Below are 13,906 nucleotides of genomic sequence, written 5' to 3' on the forward strand. Positions count from 1 at the left end.
TCTCGCGAGAAGAGAGAAAGAAAAACAGCCCGGAGCAGGCGGGATTGGAAACGGCTTTAGCGGCCCGATGCCGACACGGGTTCGATCGTCGTGAATACGACGTCATTACTACGCATCGGCACAGCCAGCTTGTAGCGCCCGTCCTTCCCGACACGGATCACGCGATCGGTTTCGGGAATATCCTGGGTCAACGCCTGCAACTCACCAAGCTGCGCATCGCTGAGCTTTGCCGGCGCTCCCATTTCCAAATAGCGGCTATGCGCATCATTGGCTTTATATCCGGTCCTGTGGACCTGAAGCCGGTACGTCCCGGGCGCCATGCCGGTGAAGCGAATGGCGGCCGGCGCCTCTGCCTGCGCGGGCAGCAATTTGGTGAAGAAGGGACGGTTGCTGGCGTCCTGCTTGGGCTGGCGCCAGTTCCAAAGCAGCACGGCGCTTCGCCCATCCTGCGTTGTGGCCAGGGCCTGCGAATCCGCAAGAGGAATTTCCTTGCCGTCCAGTGCGTGCAGATATTTATAAGCGAACCAGGCCGCCTTGCGGATGCCTTCCCTGTTCATCAGACCGAAACCACCATGAAAGGGCGTAGGGGGCGGCCCGGCCTCCTCAAACAGGTCGCTATAGGTCCAGTAGCTCATGCCCTGCGCCAGACCGCGCGAGCCACGCAGCTTATTAAGGATAAAAGCCGCGCTGATATAGGAATCATGCACCGGGTCGCGCGGGTTGTAGCTGGCGCTCCATTCGGTGAAGAATAGCGGAATGCCTGGAAAGGCCGACGCATCGATCTGTGCACGGACCCTTCGCACGTCGCCGACGACCGCATCCGGATTGGTCGACAGCTTGTTGTCGTCCACCCCATTCTCGTCCAGAAAGCCGCCATCGACGCCATAGGTGTGCGTGGTCACGAAATCGACGGGTATCTTGCGCTGGGCGGCGCGATCGAGAAATTCCGGCACCCACGCCGCGCCTGCGGTCGCAGGACCGCCTACCCGCAGGGCAGGGTCGATCGCCTTGATCGTCCGAGCGCTCGATTCATACAGGTCAAAATAAGCGGGCTGGTCCGCCTTCTCCCAGAATCCGTCCAGATTGGGTTCGTTCCACACCTCGAAATACCAGCTGCGGACTTCTTCCGCGCCATAGCGTTCGCGCATATGCCGGACGAAAGCGTCCACCAGCGCTGCCCAAGCCTTCGGTTCGGGATGGGAGGTGTTGCCCTTCCAATAAAAGATGGTCTGCTTCGACGTCGCCATGGCTTCAGGTGTGAAGCCCAGTTCGACGAAGGGCTTGATCCGCCGCGCCAGCAAAGCGTCGAACAGGCGATCAAGGCCGGCCCAGTCATAGACGATCTTGCCGTCGCGCCGCTGAACCGTGTGCAGCGCATCATGGAATGGGGCATGGAAGCGGACATAGCGAAAGCCCAATTCATCCACGGCTGTAGCAAGCTGGGCCAGGCTGTCCGCACGGCTCAGCGTTCCTGCGAAATCCGACCCGACCGACAGGTCGAACGCGCGATCGATCGGCGCGCCCGCGCGGCTCAGATCGACATCCAGCGACCGCCCCTGCGCCGCCGGAGCAGATGGCGCCTTGGAGGATTGGGCGAGAGCAGGCTGCCCGATCGCTATCATCAATGCGGCCGCGCCACTGAACATGCGGAAACGGGTACGCTGCGATTTCGTCATGAACTCACCTTGATGCAATGGAAAGAAAAGCGCCCAGCCGTGCGGCGACACGGCTGGGGCAATTGGGCGCAACGAAACCATGGCTACCCAATGGAGGGATCGATCCTGCTTTCGTTCATGCCGCCACGGGGCGGGCGCCAAAAGCGCCCCTATGCGCATGACGGATCAAATCCCGGTTCGACGGAAGGTTCGCGATCGCAAAATCGGCCTGACGTCGCACTTCGGCAAACGCCTTTCGCGCGTCATCATGATAGCGGTAGACGCCCGCCTTTCCGCTGAGGTCGGTCTTCCAGCCCATGCCATAAAGGACATATTGCCAGCTCATTTCGGAAAAAATATCGACCTGAAGATCGAAGTCCATTTCCGTGGGTGGGCGGAAACGCCAGCGGTCGAGCAGTTCCTGCAAGCTGTCGGGGATGGACGATGGCGCAACATTGTCGATCCAGAATTGTGAATCCCGTCGTTCCGAAATGCAATAATGCAGCTTGATGAAGTCGAGCGCCCGTTGATAGCGGGCGAGCATATTGGCGTTATACTGGCGCGCGGACGTCTCGAAATCGCCGCCCCAGGGGAAAAGATTGGCGACCATGTTCGCCGCCACTTCCGAAAAGACGATGCCGGTCGCTTCCAGCGGTTCGAAAAAGCCGCTCGACAGGCCGATGGCGACGCAGTTCTTGTGCCAGTTGGTTTCGCGATACCCCGCATTGAATTGGAACTTGCGAAACTCCAGCTGCTCCGATGCTGGACCGACATAGGCGCGCAGCCGGGCTTCGGCCGCCGCATCGTCCATATGGGCGGACGAGTAGACATGGCCGATGCCCCGGCGCTTTTCCAGCCCGATGTCCCATATCCAGCCGGCATCCTGCGCCGTGGATAGGGTGTAGGATACGATTGGATCGTCGGCGCTGCCATAAGGCACCTGCATCGCCATTGCGCTGTCGCAGAACAGGACATCGCGGCATGACCGATAGGGCATACCCAGCGCCTTGCCGATCAATTCGGCCCGGAAGCCCGTGCAATCGATATAGAGGTCGGCCTTGAGAACCCCATGTTCCGCCGTGCGTACGCCGTCGATCGCGCCATCGCCGCCGACGAGTACCTCCGTGACACGGTCGGTCATATGATCCACGCCATTTTCGACCGCCTTGTCGCGCAGCAATTCCGCCAGCGTCACGGCATCGAAATGATAGGCATAGTTAAGCGGCCCGACATAATCGGGGTGGCTCTGCAATTTGGGCGCCCGACCGGTGTCGGCGGCCTTCTTCTGCGGTCCGCAGACCTCATCCCAATTTTCCGCGCCACCCAGGCCAAGCAGCCAATAGGGGAGCAGTTCCAACCCATCCGGCGATTCTGCGACCTGGAACGGATGCGTATAATGGTCCGGTCCCGCTTGTCCGGGAGCATTTCGCCAATGGACGAATTTCGCGCCCTGTTTGAAACTTGCGCCGCATCGCCGGATCATTTCGGCTTCATCGATGCCAATGGCGGCGAGCGTGCGACGGATCGTGGGAAAGGTACCCTCCCCCACGCCCAATATGCCGATTTCGGGGGATTCCACCAGTCGAATGGATATTCCGCCAGGCAAGTCGGCGCCCAGTCTGCGGGCAAGATATCCTGCCGTCAGCCATCCGGCGGTTCCGCCACCAACGATCAGGATAGTCTTGCCCATAGCACCTTCTCTTCAAGAGAAGTGATTGCCGGGATCAGCCGGCAATCACACCATTAGCTCAAAATGCCAGATTGATCCCGGTGCTGATGCGCCGGTCGGACTGGAACCAGCTACGCCCCTTGAGCTGGCCGCCCGGATACCCTCCCATCAACGTCCGCTGGGTCGAATTGGTCAGGTTCGTGCCCTGGATGCCGAAGGAGAAATTCTCCGTCACCTTGAACCGGACCCCCGCTTCCAACTGCCCATAGACATCGCCATAGACCGGCAAAGCTATCTGTACGGGCGTGCTCGACCCTGGCGCACTATAGAAAGGATAGGTCGGGTTTGTGCCGTTGCTGTTGGTCGTTTGCAAATATTTGGAGCGCCAGGAATAAGCGATCCGCGCCGAGATCACGTTGCGCTCATACAGCAGCGTCGCATTGAAATTATGCTTCGACAAACCGACCAGCGGCACATCGTTGCGGACAACGCCGTTAATGTCGCGATAGATATCACCCGGATTCTTGCTATCGAGGAAGGTGTAATTGCCTTCAAAGCCAAATCCGCTCAGCCAGCCCGGCAACATGTCCAGGAACATGCGCCCCCCAATCTCGAAACCCTTGACCGTTGCCGCCCTGGTCGAGTTCACATAGTCGGATGCGGCCGCGTTCACGTTTTCGCTGCGTCCGTCGGTAAACACCACCGTCACTTGCCGCTGAGTGAGCGAGTAGATGGGAAGATTGGTTATCCGCTTGTAGAAAGGCGCGAAGTGGAAGGACGTGCCCGCCTTCGGATAATATTCGAACGACAAGTCGAAATTGTTCGACATGGTAGGCTTCAGCAACGGATTGCCGGTTGACGCAGTGAAGTTGGTGAACAGGTTCGGCAGATTATTATCCGGTGTGCTGGCCGGATTGGTTGTCGTTTCCACCCCCACGGAACCCGACGCACGCAACGCCTGGAACGATGGAAGGTCGAGCGTAATATTATAGCCAAAGCGGATTTTCATGTCCTGGGCAGGCTCATAATCAATGTTGATGGAAGGAAGGAAGCGCGTGAACGTCGCCTTTCCTCCACGGGGAATAAATTGTTCGCCCAGAGACAATGTTTCGCCGTTGCGGATGAAGGTCGTGGCGTTCTGCGTGATGAAACCGCTACCTTCGTTCTTGATACGCACCGCGCGCACGCCGACATTACCCGAAATGCTACGTTCCTCGCCGAACCGTACCAGGGCGTAGCCCGCTGTGGTTTGAGTCATATTATCCACGCGGTCGCCCGGCAGAACAAACCCGGGCGCGCGGATGCCCGCACCGCCGCCATAGCCGGTCTGCGGCAGCGGGCCTGCGGCAGAGCAGTTATTTTCCATACCGGTGCAGAAACCGGCCGGCGGCGATGTCGTCAATTGACGGCGATCAAACCGACGTGCCAGTTCATCAGTCGGGAACATCAAATTCGCAGGCAATGATGCCGAACCGTGGAAGAAGTTCTTGAACGCGTGCATCTCGACATCGCCCGGCGCCGCATTGGCAAAGGTCAATTGTGGATCGACGTTCCAACCACGGCCGAGCGCTGCCCAATTATATCCATTGCCCAGGTCACGCTCGGTGCGCTTGGCATAACGACCGCCAAATTTTACGGAGCGGAAGAAGCTATCCTCGAACTTATACTCCAGGTCCAGATTGGCGGAGTTCAGGCGGCCTTTATTATCTTCATTATGCGGCATGGATGCCGACCAGAAATAATTGGCCGGATCTGAAAGCGCCACCTGCGACCCTGCCGGCAAACTCACGACGGGAAGATCACCGCTCAGATCGAAGCCATAGCCATCCGGGAACGCGACATCGCGAAACAGGTCCATACGATTGAAAATCTGGGCCGAATCGACCCGCTGGATCGCGCCCTTGATCGACAATGGACTGTTGTCGGGCGACCAGTCGAAGCTCAGCGAATAGTCGCGCGTCCGTGTGTTGCTGGCATAAGCGCCCTTATTGCCGCCGCTATTGAGCGAGCCGGCGGGCAGGAATGTCTGAGGATCGCGAGTAAACATGCTTGGCGTGGAAATCAGCATGTTGTTCTCGTCGAACTGGCTCACGGTCGGATCGACGCTCAGCGACTGTGAGGACACCTGCGCGCCCCAGTCGCCCGACTTGTTGCGGTAGCGCGATTGGAAGAAGGTGCCGGTGAAGGTCAGCGAGTCGGACGGCGCCCACTGAATGGCGCCGTAAATACCAGTGCGCTTGCGCTGGAATTGCTCCTCGCCATAGGTGTAACCGCCTGGAATATAATAATCTTCGTTGCCGATTCGCGTGCGGAAATAAGGTTCGACGCGGAAGAAATGCGAATTGGAGCTGAGGCGGCTATAGGCCACGTCGCCCAGGACACCGATTTCACCGATCGGGGTCGACCAGCGCTTCGTGATGAGGATCGATCCGGACGGGTCGGTCTTCCGGGCCAAATCGCCCATGCTTACGTCACCTGTCGCCGCAACATGCCAGTTGCCGTCAAAATCGAACGGAACCTTGGTGCGCAGGTCGATCTGGCCGCCCGTGCCGCCTTCGATCAGGTCGGCGGTCGACCCCTTGTAGACGTCCACGGCCGCCATCAGTTCAGGCGTCACATCCGCAAACTGTATCGATCGGCCGCCATTGGCGCTGAAGATATCCCGCCCGTTGAGGCGCGACGCCACACCGGTCATGCCGCGAACCTGGATGCCCGATCCTTCGACCGAATAATGGTCAGGGTCGTTGAGCGCGGCAAAGCGGACGATCGTCACGCCCGAAACACGCTGCAGGACTTCAGTGATGGAATTGTCAGGCAGTTTGCCTGCATCGTCGGCCACGATCGAATCGATCACGGTCTCACTGCGGCGCTTTCTTTCTTCAGCCTTCTGCAAGGCCTCCCGGCGGCCTGTGACGACGATATCCTGGTCGGATACCGGAGCCGACGCTTCGGAATCCTGCGGCAATCCCTGCTCTCCGGCCCATGCCGGGACAGCACAGCTCATGGCTGCAATCGCCAGGCTTGATGCGCTCAGATTCTTGAAAAAACACCCCAGATTTCGAGCTCGAGATTCGCTGCTCATATCCCCTCCCTTTACCGGAACTGCTCAATGCACCTTCTCGGTAGCGCTCCCATTAACCGATGCTGACAACGCTGCCAAGCGTTTCTTCATATTTGAAAGCTTATTTTATAGTTCGCCTATGATACTTAATTGCCCGCGGAGATGCGCCCGTTCTCGACGCCGGCCATTCATCGCAACGAAACGCGATACCGGAACCATCGAACGGCCGATGCCGGCCGGTCCCGCAACAACAGGTAAAGAGGAAATTTGACAGTCGGCCCGTCGCATATCATTGCTCGTCCAGCCCCTTGGCTGATGGAGATATGATGCGAACTGGCCCGAAGGCGAGCTATGCCGCGCCGGCTGTCGAAAAGGCTTTCGAGGTGCTCGAACTGCTGACCAACCACCCCGGCGGCGCGTTGATCAGCGAGATGGCCGTGTTGATGAACAGGTCCATCGGCGAAATATTTCGTATCGTCATCGTCATGGAAAAACTTGGCTATCTGCATAAGTCCCCCAGGGATGATCGATATTCGGTAAGCTATAAGCTGCTGGACCTCGCTTTCAGGGCCACCCCCGCACAAGATCTGGTCGCCGCCGCCACATCCGCGATGCGCAAACTGGTTATCGATGCCGAACAATCATGCCATCTCGTCGTCATCAACGAGGGGGCAGGCCTGGTGATCGCGCGAGAGCAGAACCCTGGCACGCGCGGATTTTCCTTACGTCTTGGGGCTGAGGTTGATCTGCTGACCAGTTGCTCAGGGGCAGTGCTGCTGGCTTTCTCTCCCGACGATCTACGCGACAGTCTGGTCAAGCAGGCGACCGCCTTGTCCGGATGCGTGATAGATCAGGAAGAACTCGAGAAGAGGTTCATATCCATCCAGAAGCGCGGCCATGAACAGCGCAAAAGCTTCATTACCCGCGGCGTTACGGATTTAAGCTATCCGATATTCGGATTTGACAGGAAAGTTGTAGCGGCGCTCACAATCCCATTTCTGGAACTGATCAATGGATCGCAGAGAGTCGATATAGGAGTTGCCAAGCAATATTTGCGAGATGCTGCGGCGGACATCTCCAATATGCTTGGATATAGCGACGTCTCTTGAATTTTTCGATCCAGGACGCCCCGTTCAGGAAACGCCAACCGGACGATAATGGCCGCTTCCGTGCAGCACCGCCACGCCTGAATCAATCTGCCGCGCCCGGTATATGAGCCAACATGCCGGGCGGGCGCTCATATAACCACATAACCTTGTCCGTCAGCGTTTCGCCGCCCACCACAGCGCGTACCTCGATCACATTGGCGCCGGTGCGCAGTGTCACGGGCCAGCGTATAATACGGTCCGTCGCCTGCTGCGTGCCGACCTCGACACCGTTCAGGAACAGGGTCGCCTGCGGCGCGCTGGTGTAGATTTTCACCACGACATCGGGATCGGGTCGCTGGGTGAAGCGGCGGCTGGTGATGTACAGCGTCGGGCGATCGGACCACCAGGCGCGATACCAGTACCAGGCGTCCTTGCGCACCTGACGGTCATAGGTGACAAGCCCCTTGTCGTTGATCCCGCGCCGATCGCCTTCATGCCGCCCTGCCGAGGCGAGATCGAAACCGACCCAGATGAAGGTTCCCCATAGATAGGGCTTGTCCTTCAACGCAAGCCAGTTGCGCTCATGATAGAGCGCCTGATTTTGTTCGGGATGCCAGCCGCTCGACGGAACCACCGGGCCGGGTGGATCTTCCTGGTGCAGGATGCTGGCGCCCGCGCCATATTCGCTGACCCCGAAGGAACGTTCCGGGTGGCTGGTGTGGAAGCCCGCGGCCCAATCGCCGATCGAACCTTTCTGGTCGGGATACCAGCCAAAATAGCGGTTGAACCCGATAATGTCGGAAATCAGCGCCTTGGGATGATCGTCCTGTTGGCAGCAATGCGCATAGGCCGTCGGTCGATCCTGATCCATCTGCTTCGTCACCGCCTGCAACGCGCGCAGCACTTGCTCCACGATGGGTTCGGTCGAATAGACCTCATTGCCCAATCCCCAGATCACTACCGAGGGATGATTGTAATTCTGGGCGATCAACTCGCGCATCTGCTGCTCGGCATTGGCCTGGAAGGCGGGGCCATCATCGACCACGCCGTTGATCCCGATCTCCGTCCATAGGGCAAGGCCCAGCCGGTCGGCTTCGTCATAAGCAGCCTGGGGATGCTGGAAATGCGCCAGCCGCGCGCCGGTGGAGCCCATGTCGCGCATGATCGCGAAATCTTCCGCAACCTCCGCATCGGTTACGGCTGTCCCCTCGCCCGGTCGGGCGCTGTGCATCAGATTGACCCCGCGCAACGGATAGGGCTTGCCGTTCAACAGGAAGCCCCGCTCAGGATCGATGCGGACCGTGCGCACGCCCAGCGGAACCGAAACCTCGTCACCAGCTTCGCCGATGCGGGCGACAAGCCGGTAGAGATAGGGATCACGCACGCCGTCCCACAATCGCGGGGATGGAAGCCGCATATCGAACATGGCCTCGCGCCCCCGGCCCGCAGGCGCTAGGACTTTTGCCGATACCTGCGCCACCTCGCGCCCCTCGGCATCGAGGATGCGCGCATGGATGGAAACGGTCTGCGCGCGGGGGCCGTCGTTGGCAATCTTTGCCACTGTCGATATCGTCGCGCCATAGGCTGTGATCCCATGCGCGCGGGCGTATAATCCCGGACCGCCATGATCTAGCAGGTCGAAATGCACATCATCCGTCTCGATCAGCGACACGGGGCGATACAGGCCACCGAACACGGTGAAATCGCCGCCCAGCGGCGTCACGGCGCGATTGAGGCTATTGTCCACGCGTACGGCCATCAGATTGACGCCATGTACGAGTGCGCCGGTCAGATCGCAGCGGAAGGCTGCGTAGCCCCCCTGATGACGACAGACGGGCTTGCCGTTCAGATAGACAGCGGCGACTAGCGCCGCGCCATCGAACTGAACGAAAAGTCGCCGTCCGTGACGCAGCTCGGTGATGTCGAAGGCGCGCCTGTACCAGGCGGGTCCGCGATAATAGGTGCCATCGCCGGTTTCGGCCGCGTTGAACGTGTGCGGCAGGGTGATACGCGTCCAGCCGCTATCGTCGAACGCCGCTGCCGCAGCGCCCTCCTGCTCGCCTTGCGCGAAGCGCCAATCGGCCAGAAGCCGTGTCGTCTCACGCGAACTGGCGGCGGCCTGTGCCGCTACCGTTTCCGGCACAGTAAGGACAAGAACCGAAAGGATGCAGGCGAACAGTCTGAACATGGGTGACGGCACTCCTCTTCCTCGGCTCGGCGGGCGGCCTTTTCTTATGGGATCAGTTGGGATTTCCCACGGGGATCGGCGGCGTTCCCTTATATGTTGTCAGCTTGATCCGAAGCACCTGTTCGCGGTCGGTGAAGTTGATGCCGTAATCGATCGCATCACCGTTCCACACGCGGCGGAATATCCATTTGCCATTGTCGAAACGGCCTTCCTCGACCCGCAGCATCATCATCGATTCGAGCGGGGCGGGCTTGCTCAGGCCGAAATAGACGCGCGTCCGAAAACCGGTGACGAGGAACTCATTCTCGCCCAGTTGCGCGACAGCGACGCCACCAACAGGTTCGGGGTTGCCGGTTGGCTTGTCCGTGCCGAACTGCCACTGACCGAAGGTCGCGGTCATATTATATTTGCCCATGTCGATATGCTGGGTATGCGCGGCCTTGGGGTCGGTCGGCTCGGCCACGCCCCAGGTCTTGCCTTCGAACGCCCATTTCGCCCATTCGCGCTGCATCGGTTCGAACAGGCGATAGTTGCGCGCGAACAATTCCATGGTCGCGTCGTCCAGGTCCTTCGCGCCCAGCGGATAATTATAATAGCCCGTATAATCCATGCCGAAGGGCGCAAAGCCAATCGCGCCTCGCCCCACGGCAGGGAAGAAGTAGCGCGCAAACTCCTTGTCATTGCCCGTTTCCGGCACCATCAGGGCATTATCTGGGCGGTCGTAAAAGCCGAGATAGGCAAGATAGGCGGCGTGATCGCGCGCGTAGATGTCCGGCGCGACCAGATCGATCGCTGGCGCCGCCGCCTTATACACATCGATCACATGATGGACTGGGCCGCCGCTGGAATAGGTCGTCGCGGGCTGGCGTCCGAAGGCGGAGGCGAGCGCGGCGTTCATCAACATTGGCAGCGGCTTCACCGCCTTGCCGGCTTCGGCGATCTCATTGGTATAATGGGCGATCGACCAGGCGTGGAAATATTCGTCCGCATCGCCGCCAAATAGCTGGCGCCAGGTGCCCGGCTGCTTGTTCATCCGCCTGACCAGCGACGCAGGAACCGGCCCGTCGAACAGCTTCTGCGCCGTCGGAGAGAAATCGCGCACGCTGCCATAGCTACCGACCTCATTTTCCGGCTGCACCATGATGACGGTATTTTGAGGATCATTTTTCTTCAGATATTCCATCAACTTGACGAAGGCGCACTTGTCCGCGTCCAGCGTTGCGCGATAATGGGGCGAAAGCGCGTAATGGGTTTCGCCCTTGGCGTTGATCATGTGCGGAAAGCGCTTCGGGTTCAGCTTGACCCATTCAGGCACATAGCTGGCCGAGGTATTCTTCCAGGTGCCGAACCACAGCAGCACCACGCGCAGATTGCGCGCGCGCGCCTGCGGCAGCAGCGCGTCGAGGAACGAGAAATCGAACTGCCCCTCCACCGGTTCGACCTGTTCCCAGCCGACCGGCACCTCGACCGTATTGGCGTGCATCTTCTCGATCGCCGGCCACACTTCGGGCAGCATGGCGGGATAATTGGCGCTGTTGTTGACCTGCGCTCCCAGCATCAGGAAGGGCGCGCCATCCACCATCAGCGCGTGATGGCCCGCCCGCGAGGCAATATAGGGCGTATCCGGCGCGGCCAGCGCGGGGCCGGCGACAAGGGCCAGACAGGTCAATGTCGAAAGCAGTCGGCTGGTCATGCGCATTAATCTATCGTCCCTTCTGTAGTGCGGTGAAAACGAACGGAGCGGGCAGCGCAGAAACCGAGACTGAAATTGGGGCGTGCGACTATCGCCGCTGCCACCAATGCACGCTGCATCACCTTCATGATCCTTCTCCCTATGCCCTTCACTTGCGTAAATGCCCTTTATAATGCAAGGCATTTTTGATAGCGCTATCATGAGTATAGCCGGGAGATGAGGATGAAATGGGCAATCACCCTGCTTGGAATTTTGGCGGTCGCGGGCGCAGCGCCGTATAGCGCGAAAGCGGAAAAGGCAGAGGCGCCTGCCCCCTATCTCTGGCGCAACGTTACGGTCGGCGCGGGTGGGTTCGCGCCCAATATCATCTTCAGCACGGCAGAGCGCGATCTTGCCTATCTGCGCACCGACATGGGCGGCGCCTATCGCTGGGAAGCGAAGGAAGCCCGCTGGGTTCCGTTGCAGGACAGCATGGCCGAAGGCAGCTATATGGGGATCGAGAGCCTGGCTGCCGATCCCAGCGATCCGAACATCGTCTATCTGGCCGCCGGCATGTATCGAGGGGGAGCCGCCGCGATCCTGCGTTCGGACGATCGGGGCACGACCTGGCGCGTAACGCCCGTGTCCTTTGCGATGGGCGGGAATGAAGATGGCCGCGGCATGGGCGAGCGGCTGGCGATCGATCCCGGCAACACCCGCACCCTCTTCTTCGGATCGCGCCATGACGGCCTGTGGCGGAGCGATGACGGTGCCGCGACCTGGCGGAAGGTCGACAGCTTTCCCCTGCCCGGCCTGGGCTTGCCCGGCCGTAGACAGCCGACACATGGCGGCATCAGCTTCGTCGTGATCGATCCGGGGACCGGCGCCATCTTCGCGGGGTCGGCGGACCCCGGTGATCGCCACCTGTTCCGTTCGCTCGACCATGGCGCGACTTGGCAGCAGGTCGAGGGCGGGCCGCCGCCCACGCTGCTGCCGGTGAAGGCGGCGATCGACCGCCGCGGGATGCTCTATATCGCCTATTGCAACGGCATCGGCCCGAACGGCATCACGGCAGGCGCAGTCTGGCGTTTCGACACGAAGCGCAGCCGCTGGACCGACATCACGCCCGACAAGGCCCAGGTGGGCGGATTCATGGGGCTAAGCCTCGACCCGTCCGCACCCGGCACCTTGGCGGTCAGCAGTGTCGATCGCTGGAAACCAGGCGACACGATCTGGCGCACGCAGGACGACGGGGCGCACTGGACCGACATCCATGACATGAGCCGGCACGACACGCACGCATCGCCGTTCCTTCAGATGGACGGCGACAGCGCCGATTTCGGTCACTGGACCGCCGGTGTTGCGATCGACCCGTTCAATCCGGGCCGGGCCGCCTATGTCACCGGCGCCACCGTCTATATGACCACCGACTTCGCCGATCCCAAGGCGATGCTCTGGAAACCGTGGGTCAAGGGAATTGAGCAGACCGCCATCATCACCCTCGTCAGCCCGACCGGCGGCGCGGCGCTGATCTCTGGCTTCGGCGATATTGCGGGGTTCGTACATGACGATCTTACGGTCTCGCCGGCCCATGGATTTTCGAACCCCTATCTCTCCAATACCAACAACATCGATTATGCCGGTCGCCACCCCGATATCCTGGTGCGCAGCGGCAGCCTCCATGCGAACCGTCCGCGCGACGCCACGCTGGGTTGGTCGCAGGACGGTGGGCGCAGTTGGCAGCCGTTGCGCGTTCCGCCAATGGCCGCAAAACCCGGCGCGGAGGAACAGCGGCAGGACCTGGAGGGCAACGCGCCCATCGTCACATCGGCCGATGGCGCAACCTTCATCGTCGCCACGCCGATCGTCATGTTGACGCGCGACCGGGGCAGCACATGGCTCGTTCCCAAAGGGCTGACGTGGAACGTCCAGCCGGTCGCGGACAAGGTCGATCCCCGGCGCTTCTATGCCGTCGACGTGGATCGGCACCGACTGCTGGCCAGCAAGGACGGCGGACTGAGCTTCGCGCCCGTCAAGGGCCGTGGGCTTCCCGCCGATCTTGAGGGCGCACGGATGATGGGGCGCGAACAGCCCGCCAGCCTGGTCGCAAGTCCGTTCGCGGCCGGCGACCTCTGGCTGCGCGTCGGCACCGATCTCTATCATAGCATCAATGGCGGCGCTTCGTTCGACCGGGTCAACGGAACGCTGCCGTTGAGACTGTTCGCACTTGGCAAGCCGGCACCAGACAGCGGCATCGCCACCATCTTTGCAACCGGGATATTGGACGGGACGAATGGCATATGGCGTTCGACCGACGAGGGGCAAAGCTGGCGCAGGATCAACGATGATGCACATCAGTGGGGATTACGTTTCCGCGTCATCGCCGGCGATCCCCGCATCTTCGGCCGCGTCTACCTGGGCACGGACGGACGCGGGGTGCTGTATGGCGATCCAGGCCGCTGAGGTGCGCCCCGCCCCCCCATTTGAACAAACCAATCACACCCGCGCGCTTTCCCAAATGCGTTGAAGATTTGCCGCGCCCGAACCGACAAAAAATACAGATTAGGAGGAAA

7 protein-coding genes are annotated in these 13,906 nt (G+C 60.4%); 2 read left to right on the forward strand and 5 right to left on the reverse strand.

Going from position 1 to position 13,906, the window contains the following annotated elements; translation table 11 throughout:
* Positions 1-56: 56 nt before the first annotated feature.
* From MOK15_RS05225 to MOK15_RS05235, 3 genes are all read right to left on the reverse strand, one after another.
* Positions 57-1,676 (reverse strand): beta-xylosidase, encoded by a 1,620-nt coding sequence (locus tag MOK15_RS05225; protein WP_242930626.1) that lies wholly within the window; start codon positions 1,674-1,676, stop codon positions 57-59.
* A gap of 115 nt (positions 1,677-1,791) precedes the next feature.
* Positions 1,792-3,345 carry a tryptophan halogenase family protein gene (locus MOK15_RS05230; RefSeq protein ID WP_242930627.1) on the reverse strand — a complete coding sequence of 518 codons (1,554 nt, stop codon included), beginning with the start codon at positions 3,343-3,345 and terminating at the stop codon, positions 1,792-1,794.
* A 58-nt stretch (positions 3,346-3,403) separates the two neighbouring features.
* Positions 3,404-6,328: a TonB-dependent receptor gene (locus MOK15_RS05235; protein WP_242930628.1), complete on the reverse strand. Its 2,925-nt coding sequence runs from the start codon at positions 6,326-6,328 to the stop codon at positions 3,404-3,406.
* Between the two features lie 380 nt (positions 6,329-6,708).
* On the opposite strand from MOK15_RS05235, the gene MOK15_RS05240 reads away from it, so the two are divergent.
* Positions 6,709-7,494, forward strand: a complete 786-nt coding sequence (locus MOK15_RS05240; RefSeq protein WP_242930629.1) for an IclR family transcriptional regulator — start codon at positions 6,709-6,711, stop codon at positions 7,492-7,494.
* Positions 7,495-7,576: 82 nt separating this feature from the next.
* Here MOK15_RS05240 and MOK15_RS05245 read toward each other — a convergent pair whose 3' ends face one another.
* Both MOK15_RS05245 and MOK15_RS05250 read right to left on the reverse strand, forming a co-directional pair.
* Positions 7,577-9,661, reverse strand: coding sequence for a glycoside hydrolase family 2 TIM barrel-domain containing protein (locus MOK15_RS05245; protein WP_242930630.1), 2,085 nt, complete (start codon positions 9,659-9,661; stop codon positions 7,577-7,579).
* Between the two features lie 52 nt (positions 9,662-9,713).
* On the reverse strand, positions 9,714-11,354 hold the full coding sequence (locus MOK15_RS05250) for a DUF5597 domain-containing protein (RefSeq protein ID WP_242930631.1): 1,641 nt from the start codon (positions 11,352-11,354) through the stop codon (positions 9,714-9,716).
* A 222-nt stretch (positions 11,355-11,576) separates the two neighbouring features.
* Between MOK15_RS05250 and MOK15_RS05255 the strand changes: the two genes are divergently transcribed.
* The gene (locus MOK15_RS05255) at positions 11,577-13,796 is read left to right on the forward strand and encodes a hypothetical protein (RefSeq protein ID WP_242930632.1); all 2,220 of its coding nucleotides are present in this window, start codon (positions 11,577-11,579) and stop codon (positions 13,794-13,796) included.
* The last annotated feature ends 110 nt before the right edge of the window (positions 13,797-13,906 follow it).

The sequence above is a fragment of the Sphingobium sp. BYY-5 genome (assembly GCF_022758885.1).
Lineage (GTDB): Bacteria > Pseudomonadota > Alphaproteobacteria > Sphingomonadales > Sphingomonadaceae > Sphingobium.